This is a genomic window from Rania fehmarnensis (assembly GCF_056494185.1).
In genome coordinates, this window is sequence record NZ_CM151398.1 from 1763411 (window position 1) to 1782142 (window position 18732).

Sequence of the window (18732 nt, forward strand, 5' to 3'; positions counted from 1 at the left end):
AATTCTGCTCCTATCTTAACAGGCCGAAAACTTGACGTAAGACCTGCTTTGGGCGAAGATAGCGTTTGACTGAGGCATTCAAACTCTGGCGAGTTCGGCTTCGGTGTCCGCAGGTCAAGCACATGAATTTAATGCAAAGAGTATGGTGGCTGTGCCTGCTAGCGATCGCTGGCGGAGGACCGCTACCGCTGTGGTTACATCACAGCGTGTGCCATTCTCATGCACATTCGCCGAACGCCCACTCGCATTGCGGACAATCCAACTGTCTAGAAGACTCGGTATTTTCCAAGCGTACGCAGCAGCTGTCCGACTTGACTGGCCGATTGACCGAGCCAGATCTGCATGAAGATTGTGCCACCTGTTTTTTGCTGGCGCAAGTTACTCATATCCAAGTGATCGACAATTCGCTAGTTAGCGAGCGATTGATCTTGGCGGCCACGATCGACTCAGAGCGTTTACCGCCTTCTAATCTCGTACTCGGTTACGCATCTCGCGGACCACCTGTGTGCTGAATGGTCGCCTTTCGCTCCGCGAAAGCGTCCGCCAAAGAGTCTCCATTCGCTCCGCGAAAGGCCCTTGGCTGGACTTTACGCAGGGCACCGCCTGAGCGCTCCACATCTCGAGCGCCCCCTCTCACCATTATCAGCATTTACATCACACAGGAAAATTGTCCCATGCGTACTTCGGGTTTCATGCGATCGCGCGCTTTTACATTAGTTGAGTTGTTGGTCGTAATTGCGATCATCGGTGTGTTAGTTGGTCTGCTATTGCCCGCAGTTCAAGCGGCCCGTGAAGCTGCGCGACGGATGCAGTGTTCCAATAACTTCAAACAAGTTGGTCTGGCGGTTCACAACTACGAATCGGCCTATGGTCGTTTGCCGTCTGGATGGGTTTCCAAAGCAGCCAATGGCGATCCTGGTTGGGGTTGGGCCAGTGCCCTGTTGCCCTTTATGGAAGGCGACAACATCTATCGCCAGATTGATTCGCGCTTTCCCATTGCTGATCCCATTCATCAGTCATTATTGATTACCACAGTCCCCAACTTCATTTGCCCGTCGGATCCCTTTCCCACCATCTTCGAAATTGCCGAAGGCGATGGACATGGTCATGGCCACGGCGGCGATGATGGTCCTGAAAATATCGACGAAGGTCATAAGCTGTTTTCGATCGCCAAGAGCAACTACATCGGTATGTTCGGAACGTTTGAATTGGAAGATGCCCCTTTTAATGGCGACGGAACTTTCTTTGGCAATAGCCGCACCAAGTTCCGCGACATCCGCGATGGACTGAGCAACACAATCATCGTCGGCGAGCGTGATAGTCGACTGGGTGGCTCTGTCTGGCATGGACTTATTTCGGACGCCAACGAGCCTGAGGCCCGCATTGTGGGCGTAGCGGACCATGCTCCTAATCACCCTGGCGGACACTTCGAAGACTTTCGCAGTTACCATCCCGGTGGTGTAAATTTCTTGCGAGCTGATGGATCGGTACGCATGTACTCAGAGACTATGGACGAAGAAATGTACAAAGCCATGTGTACGATTTCGGGTGGTGAAGTCGTCAGCGAAGATCAATAAGCTCGCAGCGTTTGACGGTAGCCACCGCTGCCAAGCGGTGGATTTCGCCGATACGAGTGTCCACCGTCTGGCGACGGTGGCTACGAGTTTGCTCAGGGTTTCATAGTGGTACGATCAGTGGCGTAGCGGTGGGTGCGTCGCTGGATATCGCCACGGCTCGCTGGACCAGCTGTCGAGCCGTCTCGAGGCGATTGTTAGCGGCACAGAAGAGATGCACGATCGGCTGGCCGCGCGTAATATGCTCGCCAGCCCGGACGAGCATCTCCAAGCCGACTCGATGGTTGATAGTCTGTCTCATCGACTTGCGTCCGCCTCCCATCTCAATTACCGCTTGACCCAATAGGCGACCATCGATCGCGTGGATGTAGCCTGAATCCGATGCAGTTAGCGTTTGAGTTTCTTCCAGCGTCAGTCGATCTTGATAGCGCCCCTTCTGCCACTGCACCATGGTTTGCAATCGATCGAGTGGTCGACCGCTATTGATCTCGGCTAGTAGTTTGTTCTCGGCCGTAACCAGGTTGGATGCGCGGCCTGTTGAGCACAGTAATTCACTACACAACCTGAGCGTAACCGTGGCCAGGGGGCTGGATGTGTGACCTTCCAGAACCTCGATCGCCTCGTTGATCTCGCAGGCGTTGCCGACCATGCGCCCCAGTGGTTGATGCATAGCGGTGAGCACGGCAGTGGTCTTCAGTTTGTCGTGTTGGCCAGCGGCGACCAGGCTCTCTGCCAACTGCAGCGCATCGCGGATGTTCTGCATAAAGGCACCGCTGCCAAACTTGACATCCAGGACAAGCGCGTCGAGCGACTCAGCCAGTTTCTTGGACATGATACTGGCGGTGATCAGCGCGATCGATTCGACCGTACCGGTCACGTCGCGCAGCGCGTACAGTTGGCGATCGGCAGGCGCGATATCGGGTGTAGTACCTGTGATCACACAACCGATGGCTGATAGTTGTTGGTTGATCTCCGCTTCCGACAGATTGGTGCGATAGCCTTCAAAGGATTCCAGTTTATCGAGCGTCCCACCGGTGATTCCCAGCCCACGGCCGCTGAGCATCGGCACGTCCAGGTCGAAGCACGCCAAGAGTGGCGCCAAGATTATCGACGGGCAGTCGCCCAGTCCACCGGTGGAGTGTTTATCAACGCGAGGTCGATCGGTGGCTCGCGCTAGCCGCGAACCGCTGGCCAGCATCGCGCTGGTGAGCACACTGGTCTCAGAGCGCGTCATGCCGCGGCAAACGATGGCCATGGCCCAAGCAGCCATCTGGTAGTCGGCCACTTCACCTGATAGAAAGCCGTCGATCATGGCTTGGATTTCGCCAGCAGAGTGTTCAAGACCATCGCGTTTTTTAGCAATGATAGCGGCGGGGACCATAGGGTTAGTCTCTGTCAACAAATTCGAGCGCCTCAGCGTTTACAAGCTGAGGACGTCGAAGCCTCGGGGTTTGACTGCACACTGGCGGCCTGTAGCGTATACAATGAACGGGTGGATTCCCAGTTGGGGTCTCTGCCCTTGGAAGATCTGTCTGCAGTCAAGTAGTTCACTATGTTAGCTTGGTTAAATCCTGACCGTATTGGTTGTCGTACGTTGGCCATCTGGTCGGTGGCTGTTGCTGCCTGTGGTGCGAGTGCGAATCTTTTACAAGTTCCTTGCCTGGCCCAAGATTCAGCCCCAACTGCGGCGGCACCTTCGCCGTCAGATGACGCTGCTGCCTCTAGCGAGGATGAGCAGAAAACGGCCGGTGCGCCGGAGTTGAATCGCGATCGCTCCAGCACGCCTGCCGAAGCTCAGCAGAACCGGGCTAGCGCCCGCGAACTCTCTCGCGCCTTTCGTGACGCGGCCGCACGCGCGGTGCCCGCAGTGGTCACGATCAAGGTCCGCACGCGTGATCGCAGCGATCGCGATGGAGGTGGCGTGCTGGATATCGTAGGCGGAGACGATTCCAGTTTCGATGGCTTCGGCTCGGGTGTTATCGTCACCAGTCAAGGACTCATTCTGACCAATAATCATGTGGTCAAAGATGGCAAACATATCGAAGTCATGCTGCAGGATGGACGCCAATTCGTTGCTCGAGATGTCAAATCCGATCCGGATAGCGATTTGGCTATTCTGCGTATTGATGTTAACGAAGACTTGCCGGTGGCAGCAATGGGCAGTGCGATCGATTTGAATGTGGGCGATTGGGTGTTGGCCATCGGCAGTCCGTTCAATCTACATTCGACGGTGAGCGCGGGTATTATCAGCGGTAAGAATCGCCCGCTGGAGGGCATGATCAAGGGGCACGTCTTGCAAACCGACGCAGCTGTTAATCCTGGCAACTCGGGTGGCCCGCTGATTGATTTGGATGGCAAAGTTATCGGTATCAATACGGCGATCTCTTCCAGCTCCGGTTCGTTTCAAGGTGTCGGCTTTGCGATTCCTGTCAATCGCGCGCTGTGGGTCAAGAACGAACTGCTCGAGCGCGGCAGAGTACGGCGAGCCAAGATGGGTGCGCAGCTGCGATCTATTCCGCCTGATGTAAAACGACAGCTCGATCTGCCCGCTGGTGGTGGTGCGTTCGTCGTCAGCACCGCGCCGGATCGACCGGCTGATCGGGCTGGGCTGTTGGCTGGCGATGTGATCGTTCGCTTTGATAATCAACGAGTGTCCAGCGGTGCAGAGCTGGCGGACATGATCGAAGTGTCATCCATTGGTGAACCAATCGAGATGATCGTGTTGCGCGCCGGCGAGCGGATGAAGCTCGAAATCAAGTTGGATCCTGCCAACTAGATTTGCACGGCCAAAAAGCTTGAGATGATCAGCCAGTATTCGCTTGGGTTCTAGTGACGGAATAAGAACAAATGGCTCGAGAAATGAAATTGCCCAGAAGTTTCGCTCTAAATGGACATTGCGGTCGGGCCCTCATGCTGGGCGGCCTAATGGCTTGTCTGGTCATTTTTCTAGCGGAACCTGCCCAGGCGCAGTTTGGCAATCGCGCCAATCGCGGCGAGGCGCTGGCTCAAGAACGCATCCTGCTCGCTCCTCGGCCGTTGACTCGGCTGCTGCGCGAAGGCAAAACGGCGATCGAAGAAATGCGCTATAGCGATGGCATCGAAGCCCTGGGCAGCCTATTGCTGGACGAGCAGCCGGACGAACTGAACGGTGATTCCATCCAGCAAGATTACTTCACCGAAGCGGCTGGTGATAGGTACTTTCGCAATAGCGTGCGCACCGAAGCCTTGCGCTTACTGGGGGAGATTCCCGAAGAAGGACGCAAGTACCTGGAGATTAAGTACGGAGTAGCTGCGCGCCAGGCACTGCAAGCCGCGGTGGCTGCTCGCGATATCGAAGCCATCGGTGAAGTCAGCCGCAAGTACTATCACACCGAAGCCGGATACGATGCCAGCATACTGCTGTCGCAGGATAAACTGATTCGCGGATTTCCCATCGCCGCTGCTGGCATTCTGCAGCGTCTGAGCGGCTTTCCGGCTGCGCGCAAACGTTTTGGGGCGCAGCTGGTCAGCGAAGTTGCCGGCGCTTGGATGCAAGCGGGGCGCTTGGAGCTGGCCGTCAAGGCTCTGCAAGACGGGGCTAACGTGTTCGCTGGCGCCTCGGTTATGCTCGGTAGCCGTCAGGTTACTTTGGACGGTAAACAAGATTGGCCCAAGCTGCTCGGTAACATTTATCCCAAGTTGCTACAGTCGGGTGAACGTCCACTAGATAACTGGATGATGACTGGCGGCCAGCCCGATCGCAACGGAACTGCCGCGGCCGGATTACCGATGCCGATGGTCGCTTGGGATATGACGCTGCATCGCGATCGCAGCGACGAAGAGACCGTCAATGCGCTAGCGCAGCGCACTGGTCCCTCCACTACAGCGCTCTTGCCCAAGCTGGAAGCACGCATGTTGGGCGACATCGTGTTGGCTAAGACCGCAACTTCCAATGTGTTCGCGATTGATCTGGAGACGGGCTTGAGGAAATGGCCCTTCTACAAAGATGCGTTGCCAGTGTCGATCGCGCCTCGCAACCAATCCTTTGGCATGGAAAGCGAAGAGTTTTTGTTGCATACCAACTTGCGCAACCGCATTTGGGGCAGTTCCGCCTTTGGTCAGTTTAGCATCGACAATTCGCAGTTGTATTACATCACCGGTACCGAAGATATGCGCACCCTGCGGCAGAATCTCGGTGGAATGCAGTTTAACGGAGCTCCGGCCACCAATACGCTGATCGGTGTGAGCTTGCAGGGCGAAGGCAAAGAGTTGTGGCAAGTTGGTGGAGAAGACAGCCTGAATGAACCCGAACTAGCGGGCGCCTACTTTCTGGGGCCACCGCTATCATTTGAAGGCGACCTCTATGCACTGGTCGAAATCAACATGGAAACGCGACTGGTCGTGCTCGATGCACGTACCGGCAAGCAGCAGTGGGCTCAACAATTAACGCTCTCGCCCGATGGCTCGATCAAGTCGGATCAACTGCGCCAGTCGCAAGCGCTCAGTCCTTCGATTTCCGACGAAGTGATCGTGTGCCCGGTCGGTAACGGAGCGATCATCGCAGTGGATTTGTTGACGCGCAGCCTTCTGTGGGCCAAGCAATACAATGCCCCTAGTCCACAATTGAGCCCCTTCGGCCTGGCTGAACCACAAGAAGCTTTTGATGCGACGGTCGAACGCTGGGCGGAACCGCAAGTTGTGATTCATCGCGGCCGTGTCCTGTTCACACCGCCTGAGTACAACCACATCCTATGCATCGATCTACTATCGGGCACAACGCATTGGGAACAAGTTCGCGATGCCCGCTATATCGCGGGTGTGCAAAACAATCGGGTCATCATGGTCTCCAATACCGATGTGCATGCCTTGAATTTAACCGATGGCATGGCCAGTTGGGGCGCTAACGTTTTGGTGGCTGCCAAGTTGCCCAATTCTCACGATCGTTATGCAAGCGCCAACACCAGCGAAACCGGCGGTATACGTCAACGCGAAGTCGTAGCTGGCAAGGGTATTCGCGATGGCAAATACCTGTATCTGCCAACCACAGCACGGCGAGTGCTCAAGATTGATTTGGATGAAGGCAAATTGGTTGACGCAGCCATTGTTGAGCAACCGCTAGGTAATCTGTTTGCTTTTAAGAACAGAATCATCTCGGTCGGCGCTACCAGGATTTCTGCGTACTACACACGCGAATCACTGGCTCAGCAAGTGCAACAACGTCTGGCCGCCAATGCCCAGGACAATTGGGCTCTCAACCAAAAGGCCTTGTTGCTATTGGCCGACAACAATGTCAGCGACGCCGTCGAACTGCTCCGCAAGTCTTTCGCCCTCAATAACGACGATGGAGAGACGCGTTACCTGTTAGTCGATGCATTGTTGACGGGGCTGGAACAAGATTTCGATCGCTACTTGCCCCTGGCGACCGAATACGAGTCGATTATCAAGTCGCAGTATTTCCGCTTTCTGGTTTTGCTGGCCAAGGGAAACATCAAGAGCGGCCAACATGAATTGGCGTTTGTACGCCTGATGCAACTGGTGCGTGAACGCACCAATTCCCGTCAACCTGGATTGCAACCCCGAGCTCAAACGATGACCGTAGCCGCCGGTCACCAGGTAGATATTGACACTTGGATTGGTGTACAGTTGGCCAGAGTCTTTGCAGCGGCTTCACCGGACGAGCGCCATCGCATGCTCAGTATCATCCAAGAGCGATTGACGGCTGCTGCTCAGAACCATCCACTTACGCGCGAATTGGAATTGCGGTTCTTGGCCTGGCTCGATCCGGCTCACGAAGCTGTGATCAATCTGGCGAGCAATCTTTTGGGTGACACCGATCAAGTGATGGGTGAACGCTTATTGCAACCAGTTCTCTTCAATAGCGATCAGGCAGTTCGGGAAAACGCGCTGGCTTTGCTCCAAGAAAATGCCAAAGCGGACGATGTCGTCACGTATTCTCAGAGCGACGAACTGATTATTGCACCCGATGGGAGGCCAGTTGAGGGCCAACCAATCTCTCTGGATACTGACGTGAAGTGGCCTGAGGGTAAGGTAGAAGTTGACATCAAACGCCGCGAAGGACCTGTTAATCATACGCAGATTCGATTGAAAGCGACTGGCACACGCTATGGTCGGCCGGATATCGAATTAGGATTTGCCAACGATCACTTAATTGTCTGCAACACTTTTGGTCAGATGATTTCGCAATGCGCCTTTCAGCGCAGTACCGGTGATCTCAACGACAGTTTCTTGCGTGCGCAATATGATGGCGGCTTGGTCTATCTTGAAACGCAGACCGAACTGTTGGCCTTCGATATATATCGCGGGTACACCTCATCTCAGGATTCATGTCTCTGGCGATATTCACTCTCCCGTGTCCCGTCCAATCCACAAAAGCCATACACATCGGCCACCTCCACGACTACGACCAACCAGTTGCGCATGAAAACGCCCAATCGGGGCAGTTCGACGCGTGAAGCTCTGGTTGGACCCATGACGCCTATGGGCATTGTGGTGCAAAAGGAAGGCGACGTCATTTTGCTCGACGCCCTGACGGGTGATCCTCTGTGGAGTCGCTCCAACTATGACGACAGCACTGCCTTGGTGGCGCATGAACTGGAAGTGGCTGTGGTGCACAAATCGGCAAAGAAGATCGATGTGCTCGATTGCCGCGATGGGGCTCTCTTGCGTCAATACGATTACGACGGCGAGTGGAGTAACAGTATCAGCTCGGGTAAGCACCTGGTCCAAACCAAAGTCAAAAAAGGCTCCGCCAAAAAGAAGGCTATTATCCAAGTCGATAATTCTGAAGCCGATCAGTGCATCTTGCGCTTGCTGGATGTCTTCAGTGGCCAGGCAGTTGTCGAAACAGAATTCGCCTCGTTATCGGCTGGCAAAGACTATGGTCGACATCTGGCTGTCGTAGAACCTGAAGGACGTCTCTGGTACTGTGACGTGCAGACTGCCAAAGTTGTGGAACACCAACTTCCGCCTCAAAAAGGACTGCGCGACGTCTGGGTTCAGTTGTTTGGCGAGCGGGTGGTTATCTGGACTAACCTGGCTGATAGCAACACGATGTCCATTCGTCCGTGGCCAGATGAGAAAGACAACGATCGTGGTCTCTTTCCGATTAATGGTAGTATCGTGGCGCTCGATGCCACCGATGGCCGCATGTTGTGGGACCAAGCGGGCATGTTGCAACTGTTCATCTTCAATAGTTCCCAGCCGCGCAACTCGCCGTTCATTGCCTTCTATCGTATCCAGCAACCCTCTGCACAGACTCGGCAGGCGGGCTTAGCAGTGATCGATTTGCGCGACGGTACGTTGGCTTATGGCAATACCGCCTTGGAGGTTCGCAGTCAGGCTGGCGAACGGGCTGAGTTTACCATGAAGATCGAACCCAACGATTTAAAGGTCAATATGGGAATCGGCTCGACACGCATCGAACTGATGGCCACTGACGGCGAGAAACCGCCGCAGCCGATTTGCTACTTCGGAGCCCTACCGAATTCGACTAAGCCGTTTCGCGATTTTCCGGCCCGCTAGTCACCTCTCCAAGGCTTCGCCTTGGGGAGGTCGAATCGAGGCTTTGCGAGATTCGGAAGGGGTCTTGGCAGTGGGTTGGTTAGTGCCGCAGAAGTCTTGCCTGGCGCAGTGCCCCCTCCCGCAGACTTCGGCTGAACGCCTCGTCTGCGACCTCCCCCGCTGCGCGGGAGAGGTGACAGTCACCTCTCCAAGGCTTCGCCTTGGGGAGGTCGAATCGAGGCTTTGCGAGATTCGGGAGGGGTCTGGGCAGTGAAGATGGTTGGTACAGCAGAAGTCTTGCCTAGTGCAGTGCCCCCTCCCGTAGACGAAGGCTGAACGCCTCGTCTGCGACCTCCCCCGCTGCGCGGGGGAGGTGACAGTCACCTCTCCAAGGCTTCGCCTTGGGGAGGTCGAATCGAGGCTTTGCGAGATTCGGGAGGGGTCTGGGCAGTGAAGATGGTTGGTACAGCAGAAGTCTTGCCTAGTGCAGTGCCCCCTCCCGTAGACTTAGGCTGAACGCCTCGTCTGCGACCTCCCCCGCTGCGCGCAACGCTGTGAAGCATTTTAACTTGCAAAAACTGGGCTTCCATAAATTGCCAAAGGATGAAAAAAGGCCAGATTCCCCCAAGCACTAACTGAAACCTATCAGTCAGAAAGGAATCTGGCCGTGAGTCGCAAGCAACGAGCAAAGAATAGATCACGAGTTATCAAACGTAGGGCCAAACTCGAGCTGGTCAAGAATCGTGCATTGTTCAAGGAGCTCGTGGAGCTCATCCTTCCCTCAGGAGCATTATTTGCCAAAGGCCAGTTCCATGGCAATGCCACTTGGCAGGGAGAACAGTTAGCCGCACAAGCTTTGATTTGGACATGGCAAGAGTGTAAGAATGTGACCGATTCATTTGCCCAGTCGATTGAGACTTGTCATGGCTTGGGACTCACGAAAATTGCCCGGTCTTACACTGGGATGATGAACGTATTGACCAACAACCAGGAAGTTCTCCGAATTGGCATTCGCGCTCGCCTTCATTTGCTGGCGAAACTGTGGGGAGATCGTTTTTACCGCACCGATGGCTGGGTACTAATGGGCTTTGACGGTTCTAGAGCGACGGTACCACGTTCGGTTTCAAATGAAGAGGCATTCTGTGCGCCTAACTACGGTAAGGGAAAAAAAGCCCGTTACAACGACAACAAAGCGCAGAGGCAGAACAAGAACTCCACGTCGATGAACAAGCCACGCAAGAGAGCCGAAAAGCCTGCACCGCCAGAACCGCAAATTTGGATGACAATGGTGTGGCACATGACTATGCGATTGCCATGGACCTGGCGGTTCGGGCCTTCTAACTCCAGTGAGCGTCACCACGTTCGCGACATAATTGAGCAAGAGGAATTTCCGACAGGCACCCTATTCACTGGCGATGCAGGTTTCGTTGGTTTTCAATTGTGGAAGTCGATTGTGGAAGCGGGGCATGACTTCCTAGTACGAGTCGGGGGCAATGTAAAATTACTCAGTCAAAACACGGATTTTAGAACGCAGGATGATGGAACGGTTCTGTGCTGGCCTAAAGACCAAATGGATAAAGGTGTTCCGCCACTGCGACTTCGCTTGGTTCGCGTAACGGTTGGAAAAACGAAAATGTGGATGCTGACCAGTGTGTTGAATGAGGACGAACTAACCATCGAACAGATTGCAAACTTCTACAAGCAACGGTGGTTGATCGAGGTCGAGTTTCGTGGGCTAAAGCAAACGGTCGACAAACAAAAACTTCGTTGCCGCAATCCCGAACGATCATTGGTTGAAGTCGAGTGGTCTTTGAACGCGATGGCATTGGCGGAACTGTTTGCAATGCGAGCCCAAATATCAGCAGCGACGAAAGAAAAGAAAAAGAAAAAAGACAAGAAGGAGAAGAATCGAGACTATACCCCCAATGACCGCAGTCTGGCAAACACGCTACGAGTATTGCGCAAATACATGCGTAACTTGAATGAGAGTAGCCAACCAAACCAGCTAACGCTGGATCTGATCAACGCAGTAGTACAACGATATAACAACACCACCGACAAACGCGCGCGCCATAGACCCAAAGACGCTGAAAAGAAATCGCTGGGTGAACCAACCATTCTCAAATTGACTTCTCGGGAACGGAAGAAATTAACGGAACTCGAACTCAAAAACGCCGCATAAAATGCTTCACAGCGTTGCGCTGCGCGGGAGAGGTGACAGCTACTTGCGCTTAAAGATTTCGCTAGCGATGAAGGCGGCTTTGAGCGTATTGGGATCGCGGAGCATGGCCAGGACGGGAGCCTGGCGCGCAAAGTCGGCGGCAGTTTGAGCAATCGGTTTGGGAGTAGCTAAGCTGCTGGATGCCGCTTTCAAATGCGTAAGTTCGTGATCGAACGTTTGATGTACGTGATCCAACATGCGTTCGTCCGTCAGGCTGATTTGCTGCGCCAATTCTGGTCGCGTGTCGATCGTGCTGAGGGGATCTGGCCCCTGCTCGCGTAGCGTTCCGACTCGATTTGAGGACGGTTCGATGACTTGAGCTGGAATCACTTCGGCGATGGGCGGACGAGCCCTGGATTGGCTGGGAAGTGATCCAGAGCCCGATGGCCTTGCTGGACCGCCCGCTCGACCAGCTGCCTTCTGTGCCAGGCGCTCGGCGGCCTGCTGCAAGAACTTTTCTAGATCGTTGGCCATGCTGTGTCCCCCAGGATATGAATTCCAAGTGACCGCATTATACCCGCAGAGGAACCGGCTGTCCGCAGGCCTTAGGCTTCCCAACGGTAACCAACGCCGTGAACGGTTTGAATGATCACGGGTTGTTTGGGGTCGCGTTCGATGCGTTTGCGCAGCTGAGAAACGTGTTGATCGAGGGTGCGGCTGGTCGGCAGGTAATCTTGGCCCCAAGCGTAGTTCATCAATTCATTGCGGTCGACAACCTGGCCGGCGCGCAGGTAGAGCAGTTGAAGGATTTTTATTTCGCGTAACGTCAATTCGATTGATTCGTCGCCGCGTGTGGCCCGCAGTTGTTTTGGGTGAACTTCCAGGTCACCCAGGGTGAACGCATCGGTCAACTTGTCAGGTTGTGAACCGGCGGTGGCCAGGCAGCGCCGCGCAATCGCACGCATGCGGGCCAGCACTTCTTTCACGCCAAAAGGCTTGACAATGTAATCATCGGCTCCGATTTCCAGGCCCACAACTTTGTCGACTTCTTCGCCTTTGGCGGTCAAAAAAATGATCGGCACTTGCGGGTCCAAGGCGCGAATGCGGCGGCAGACTTCGTAGCCATTCAACTCCGGCATCATAACATCCAAGCATACAAAGTTGGGATGATGTTGCTTGTATAAGCGAATTGCTTGTTGGCCATCAGCCGCTTGCAAGCAAATAAAGCCTTCGTTCGAGAGCACATCGACCAAGCCGCGTCGCGTGATTGCGTCATCCTCGGCCACCAGAACCAGCAATTGCATAGCCAACTCGCCAGAATCGTCGAATCCTCGTAAAATGTGCTGCAATCCTTCATCATAGCCGGCGCCTGCCAGAAACGAAATCCAATGAACGCTCCGTCTGTACGACCATCCGAGTTACCTGCTCCATCGCTGGTACCGATCCAGGGTTGGCATTGCACGCATATGTTTTATCGTATCGATCGAGCCGCCTGGCAGGCGTTGCCAGCGGAGGCTCGCCAACAAGGTCTAGCGGCCATGTCGGCAGCCCTTGATCCCGCGGCAGCCAGTGCGCCGGCGCGATTGCAAAGCTTTGTCATCAGTGGTCACAAAGCGGATTTTGGCACGATCGCTCTGGATGGTGATCCGCTGAAGATCGAAAGCGTTCATCAAGCATTAGTGGGCAGTCCCATTGGACCGGCCCTGGAAGCGGTTTATTCATTTGTTTCGTTGACTGAAATCTCGGAGTATGTGCCGAGCCCCGAACAATATGCCGACCGCTTAGTCTCCAGTGGCGAAGATCCTAATTCGCCCAATTTTGCAGCCAAGGTCGCAGCGTATGAAAAACGTCTGCCGATGATGAACGAGCAGCGAATTGCGCCTGAGTTACCCACTTGGCCTAGTCTCTGCTTCTATCCTATGAACAAGAGTCGCGTGGTTGGGGCCAACTGGTTTACGACGCCTTTCTCGCATCGCAACGCCATGATGGCCGAGCACGCGCAGAGTGGCATGAGCTTCGCCGGTCGCGTCAGCCAAGTGGTCACCGCTTCGGTCGGCCTGGACGATTGGGAGTGGGGCGTAACCTTGTGGGCTCGCAATCCGCAATACTTAAAAGAGATCGTGTATCGCATGCGATTTGACGAGGCCAGCGCTAAATACGGTGAATTCGGTGCCTTCTATGTCGGTTACGTCATGAGTGCAGCAGAGATCGCCAAACATTGTCGACTGGCAGATTGATTATGGAACAATTGGCCGGTGCCAAAAGAACTTCGCCAGATATCGTCAAGCTTGGGCCACCCTCGCCGCGTTACCTCATACCCTTTGCTCTAAAAGATCTGCCTCACTTCTTTACCGATGTGCTGATCATCGGGGGCGGATTGGCAGGCTTGCGAGCTGCCAACGAAATTGCGCCAGGATTGAAGTGCGTCGTAGTCACCAAAGATGCCATTCAAGAAAGTAACAGCACATACGCTCAAGGTGGTATCGCTAGCGTGTGGGATCCCGAAGATCGATTCGAGGATCACGTTCGAGACACATTGCTGGCCGGCGGTAGTTTGTGCGATCCGGTTATCGTCGACGTCGTGGTGCGTGAAGCTCCCAAGCGCGTGCTGGAACTAATCGAGTGGGGCACGCGTTTCGATGTGCATGAAGGTGAATTGATGCTCGGCCGCGAAGGCGGTCACTCACACCAGCGTATCGTGCATGCTCTGGGTGATGCCACGGGGCGCGAAGTCATGCGCGCAGTCATCCAACGCACCCGGGCCAGCGGTCGAGTCACCATCTGGGAGCAGACATTCACCATCGATCTGCTAACAGAAGACGGTGTCTGCCGCGGTGCACTGGTGTCGCGACCAGGCAATCAACCCATTCTGTTGTGGGCCAAGCAAACGATTTTGTGCAGCGGCGGATGTGGTCAAATCTACCGCGAATCGACCAATCCACGCGTAGCTACTGGCGACGGACACGCACTGGCGTATCGCGCCGGCGCGGAACTGCGCGATATGGAATTCATGCAATTTCATCCGACGGTTCTGTACATCGCAGGCAGTTCCCGTACGTTAGTCACTGAGGCCACACGCGGCGCCGGTGCTCATCTGCTGGATGTTCACGGCTACCGCTTTATGCAAGACTACGACAGTCGCATGGAACTGGCCCCACGCGATGTGGTCAGTCAATCGATCGTCACGCAGATGGAGAAGACTCAACACAGCTGTGTATATCTGTCGCTGCAACATCTCCAGCCGAACAAAGTGCGCGAAGAGTTTCCGGGCTTTATGGAGGCGTGCCGCAAGTTCGATCTGGACATCACCCGCGATCGTATTCCGGTGCGACCCGGCGCGCATTACATGATTGGCGGTGTGGTCGTTGACATCGATGGACGAACGACCATTGATGGTCTGTGGGCCGCGGGCGAAGTCACTAGTTCTGGTTTGCACGGTGCTAATCGCCTGGCGTCCAATAGCTTGTTAGAAGGTTTGGTCTTCGGTGCGCGCGTTGGCCAGCTGGCGAGCCAGGCCGCCGCAGACATGCCCGACGATTTTCGTGTACCCAAGCTCAGCAATCTGCCTTCGCAAGCCGATGGCGTGGCGCTGGATGTATCCGATATTCGAAATGCTCTGCAAAGTCTCATGTGGCGAATGGTTGGAGTGCAACGGCGTGCGGATCGCCTGGAGGAAGCGCTCAGCGCGATCGAATCTTATAGCCGATATGTGCTGACCTACAATTTTCACGCCGAAGAAGGTTGGGAATTGCAGAACATGATTACCGTCGCTCACTTGATGGCCCAAGCTGCATTGGCACGGACTGAATCGCGTGGCACCCATCTGCGAACTGACTATCCTAAGTTAGATGAAGCCAACTGGCATCGCCATTTGAAGTTCACTCGACCGCCCCAGAGCCGTTAACATCCAGACAAGGTCACTGATGGAAGGTATTGATTTCCAGCCCCGCACGCGACTAGTGTTCGGTCGAGGAGTAGTCACGCGCTTAGGACAACTGGCCCGAGAACTTGGCGCCAATCGAGTCTTAGTGGTCAGTGACCCAGGCGTAGTACAGGCAGGACATTTTCAACGAGGCGTAGATGCCTTGCAGGCTGCAGGTCTGCAGGTCTGTGCTTTTCATGGAGTAAGGGAGAATCCCTCAACCGTTGAAGTGGATGAAGGACTGCGCATGGCGCACGACTTCAAGCCAGATGTCTTGATCGGTCTTGGTGGCGGCAGTTCGATGGACTGTGCAAAAGGCATCAACTTTCTCTATAGTTGCGGCGGGCGCATGGAGGATTATTGGGGTGTAGGCAAAGCGACTAGCGATATGCTGCCGATGATCGCCGTCCCCACGACCTCCGGTACCGGTAGCGAAGCGCAATCTTTTGCCCTGATCAGTCAAGCTGAGACTCATATAAAGATGGCTTGCGGTGATCCCAGGGCCGCTTGTCGCATCGCCCTGCTCGACCCAGAGTTAACCGTCACGCAACCTGCCTCTGTCACTGCGCTGACGGGTATCGATGCCATCTCGCATGCGCTCGAATCGTATGTCACGCGCAAACGCAATCCGCTGAGCATCTGTTACAGTCGCGAAGCCTGGCAACTGCTCAGCGAAGGCTTTCCGAAAGTCTTGTCCGATCCGCAGGATTTGGAAGCGCGTTCGCAGATGCAACTAGGTGCGTACTTTGCCGGCTTGGCCATCGAGACCAGCATGCTCGGTGCCGCGCATGCGCTGGCCAATCCGCTCACCGCGCGTTTTTCGGTAACTCACGGCCAGGCTGTGGGATTGATGTTGCCGCATGTCATCCGTTTCAACGGTGTGGAAACGGCTAAATGGTACGCGCAGCTTTACAGCGATGTGCCCGATGCGCACAACGTCGACTCGGCTCACGAAGCGGTCCAGTTGCTGGCCGACTATGTATCCCAGATGTTGGCTCAGGCCAAGTTGGCTACGCAACTGCAACAGTTGAAGGTCGTCGAATCGCATCTCGACGATCTGGCAAACGAAGCCACTAAGCAATGGACCGGCACGTTCAACCCTCGACCGCTTAGCCAAAGTGATTTCGCCGCTCTGTACAGAGCGGCCTGGTGACCTCCCCCGCGAAGCGGGGGAGGTCGCAGACGAGGCGTTTAGCCCTTCGTCTGCGGGAGGGGGCACTGCGCCAGGCAAGACTCCTGAGGTACTAACCACCTGCACTGCCAAAGACCCCTCCCGAATCTCGCTACGGCTCGATTCGACCTCCCCAAGGCGAAGCCTTGGAGAGGTGACTGTCACCTCTCCCGCGGAGCGGGGGAGGTCGCAGACGAGGCGTTTAGCCTTCATCTGCGGGAGGGGGCACTGCGCCAGGCAAGACTCCTGCGGTACTAACCACCTCTACTGCCAAGACCCCTCCCGAATCTCGCTACGGCTCGATTCGACCTCCCCAAGGCGAAGCCTTGGAGAGGTGACAGTCACCTCTCCCGCGAAGCGGGGGAGGTCGCGGTCGAGGCGTTTAGCCTTCGTCTGCGGGAGGGGGCACTGCGCCAGGCAAGACTCCTGCGGTATCAACCAACCCACCGCCCAGACCCCTCCCGAATCTCGCAAAGCCTCGATTCGACCTCCCCAAGGCGAAGCCTTGGAGAGGTGACTGTCACCTCTCCCGCGCAGCGGGGGAGGTCGCAGACGAGGCGTTCAGCCGAAGTCTGCGGGAGGGGGCACTGCATCAGGCAAGACTCCTGCGTTACTAACCACCTCTACTGCCAAGACCCCTCCCGAATCTCGCTACGGCTCGATTCGACCTCCCCAAGGCGAAGCCTTGGAGAGGTGACAGTCACCTCTCCCGCGCAGCGCAACGCTGTGAAGCATTTTAACTTGCAAAAACTGGGCTTCCATAAATTGCCAAAGGATGAAAAAAGGCCAGATTCCCCCAAGCACTAACTGAAACCTATCAGTCAGAAAGGAATCTGGCCGTGAGTCGCAAGCAACGAGCAAAGAATAGATCACGAGTTATCAAACGTAGGGCCAAACTCGAGCTGGTCAAGAATCGTGCATTGTTCAAGGAGCTCGTGGAGCTCATCCTTCCCTCAGGAGCATTATTTGCCAAAGGCCAGTTCCATGGCAATGCCACTTGGCAGGGAGAACAGTTAGCCGCACAAGCTTTGATTTGGACATGGCAAGAGTGTAAGAATGTGACCGATTCATTTGCCCAGTCGATTGAGACTTGTCATGGCTTGGGACTCACGAAAATTGCCCGGTCTTACACTGGGATGATGAACGTATTGACCAACAACCAGGAAGTTCTCCGAATTGGCATTCGCGCTCGCCTTCATTTGCTGGCGAAACTGTGGGGAGATCGTTTTTACCGCACCGATGGCTGGGTACTAATGGGCTTTGACGGTTCTAGAGCGACGGTACCACGTTCGGTTTCAAATGAAGAGGCATTCTGTGCGCCTAACTACGGTAAGGGAAAAAAAGCCCGTTACAACGACAACAAAGCGCAGAGGCAGAACAAGAACTCCACGTCGATGAACAAGCCACGCAAGAGAGCCGAAAAGCCTGCACCGCCAGAACCGCAAATTTGGATGACAATGGTGTGGCACATGACTATGCGATTGCCATGGACCTGGCGGTTCGGGCCTTCTAACTCCAGTGAGCGTCACCACGTTCGCGACATAATTGAGCAAGAGGAATTTCCGACAGGCACCCTATTCACTGGCGATGCAGGTTTCGTTGGTTTTCAATTATGGAAGTCGATTGTGGAAGCGGGGCATGACTTCCTAGTACGAGTCGGGGGCAATGTAAAATTGCTCAGTCAAAACACGGATTCTAGAACGCAGGATGATGGAACGGTTCTGTGCTGGCCTAAAGACCAAATGGATAAAGGTGTTCCGCCACTGCGACTTCGCTTGGTTCGCGTAACGGTTGGAAAAACGAAAATGTGGATGCTGACCAGTGTGTTGAATGAGGACGAACTAACCATCGAACAGATTGCAAACTTCTACAAGCAACGGTGGTTGATCGAGGTCGAGTTTCGTGGGCTAAAGCAAACGGTCGACAAACAAAAACTTCGTTGCCGCAATCCCGAACGATCATTGGTTGAAGTCGAGTGGTCTTTAAACGCGATGGCATTGGCGGAACTGTTTGCACTGCGAGCCCAAATATCAGCAGCGACGAAAGAGAAGAAAAAGAAAAAAGACAAGAAGGAGAAGAATCGAGACTATACCCCCAATGACCGAAGTCTGGCAAACACGCTACGAGTATTGCGCAAATACATGCGTAACTTGAATGAGAGTAGCCAACCAAACCAGCTAACGCTGGATCTGATCAACGCAGTAGTACAACGATATAACAACACCACCGACAAACGCGCGCGCCATAGACCCAAAGACGCTGAAAAGAAATCGCTGGGTGAACCAACCATTCTCAAATTGACTTCTCGGGAACGGAAGAAATTAACGGAACTCGAACTCAAAAACGCCGCATAAAATGCTTCACAGCGTTGCGCGCAGCGGGGGAGGTCGCAGACGAGGCGTTT

General features: G+C 54.8%; 12 protein-coding genes. 9 read left to right on the forward strand and 3 right to left on the reverse strand.

Features of this window, described 5'->3' with window-relative positions:
* Positions 1 to 122: 122 nt before the first annotated feature.
* Complete coding sequence (locus SH573x_RS05565) at positions 123 to 512, forward strand: hypothetical protein (protein ID WP_479353344.1); 390 nt, start codon at positions 123 to 125, stop codon at positions 510 to 512.
* Between the two features lie 162 nt (positions 513 to 674).
* Positions 675 to 1577 (forward strand): DUF1559 family PulG-like putative transporter, encoded by a 903-nt coding sequence (locus SH573x_RS05570; RefSeq protein WP_479353345.1) that lies wholly within the window; start codon positions 675 to 677, stop codon positions 1575 to 1577.
* Positions 1578 to 1677: 100 nt separating this feature from the next.
* Here the strand turns inward: SH573x_RS05570 and SH573x_RS05575 are convergent, their stop codons facing one another.
* Positions 1678 to 2955, reverse strand: a complete 1278-nt coding sequence (locus tag SH573x_RS05575) for a thymidine phosphorylase (protein ID WP_479353346.1) — start codon at positions 2953 to 2955, stop codon at positions 1678 to 1680.
* A 171-nt stretch (positions 2956 to 3126) separates the two neighbouring features.
* Between SH573x_RS05575 and SH573x_RS05580 the strand changes: the two genes are divergently transcribed.
* The 3 genes from SH573x_RS05580 to SH573x_RS05590 all read left to right on the forward strand — a co-directional run bounded on the left by SH573x_RS05580 (position 3127) and on the right by SH573x_RS05590 (position 11256).
* Positions 3127 to 4350 carry a S1C family serine protease gene (locus SH573x_RS05580; RefSeq protein ID WP_479353347.1) on the forward strand — a complete coding sequence of 408 codons (1224 nt, stop codon included), beginning with the start codon at positions 3127 to 3129 and terminating at the stop codon, positions 4348 to 4350.
* A gap of 83 nt (positions 4351 to 4433) precedes the next feature.
* Positions 4434 to 9095 (forward strand): outer membrane protein assembly factor BamB family protein, encoded by a 4662-nt coding sequence (locus tag SH573x_RS05585; protein WP_479353348.1) that lies wholly within the window; start codon positions 4434 to 4436, stop codon positions 9093 to 9095.
* Positions 9096 to 9837: 742 nt separating this feature from the next.
* Positions 9838 to 11256 carry a transposase gene (locus SH573x_RS05590; protein ID WP_479349408.1) on the forward strand — a complete coding sequence of 473 codons (1419 nt, stop codon included), beginning with the start codon at positions 9838 to 9840 and terminating at the stop codon, positions 11254 to 11256.
* Positions 11257 to 11295: 39 nt separating this feature from the next.
* On the opposite strand, the gene SH573x_RS05595 is transcribed toward SH573x_RS05590, so the two are convergent.
* Positions 11296 to 11769 (reverse strand): hypothetical protein, encoded by a 474-nt coding sequence (locus SH573x_RS05595; protein ID WP_479353349.1) that lies wholly within the window; start codon positions 11767 to 11769, stop codon positions 11296 to 11298.
* 71 nt (positions 11770 to 11840) lie between these two features.
* Entirely contained in the window at positions 11841 to 12539 is a 699-nt protein-coding gene (locus SH573x_RS05600; RefSeq protein WP_479353350.1) for a response regulator transcription factor, read from the reverse strand.
* Between the two features lie 84 nt (positions 12540 to 12623).
* On the opposite strand from SH573x_RS05600, the gene hemQ reads away from it, so the two are divergent.
* The 4 genes from hemQ (at position 12624) to SH573x_RS05620 (ending at position 18682) form a co-directional block, all read left to right on the forward strand.
* On the forward strand, positions 12624 to 13472 hold the full coding sequence (hemQ, locus tag SH573x_RS05605; protein ID WP_479353351.1) for a hydrogen peroxide-dependent heme synthase: 849 nt from the start codon (positions 12624 to 12626) through the stop codon (positions 13470 to 13472).
* 2 nt (positions 13473 to 13474) lie between these two features.
* The gene (nadB, locus tag SH573x_RS05610) at positions 13475 to 15139 is read left to right on the forward strand and encodes an L-aspartate oxidase (RefSeq protein ID WP_479356654.1); all 1665 of its coding nucleotides are present in this window, start codon (positions 13475 to 13477) and stop codon (positions 15137 to 15139) included.
* A gap of 19 nt (positions 15140 to 15158) precedes the next feature.
* Complete coding sequence (locus tag SH573x_RS05615) at positions 15159 to 16310, forward strand: iron-containing alcohol dehydrogenase (RefSeq protein ID WP_479353352.1); 1152 nt, start codon at positions 15159 to 15161, stop codon at positions 16308 to 16310.
* A gap of 953 nt (positions 16311 to 17263) precedes the next feature.
* Positions 17264 to 18682: a transposase gene (locus tag SH573x_RS05620; RefSeq protein WP_479349604.1), complete on the forward strand. Its 1419-nt coding sequence runs from the start codon at positions 17264 to 17266 to the stop codon at positions 18680 to 18682.
* Positions 18683 to 18732: the final 50 nt, after the last annotated feature.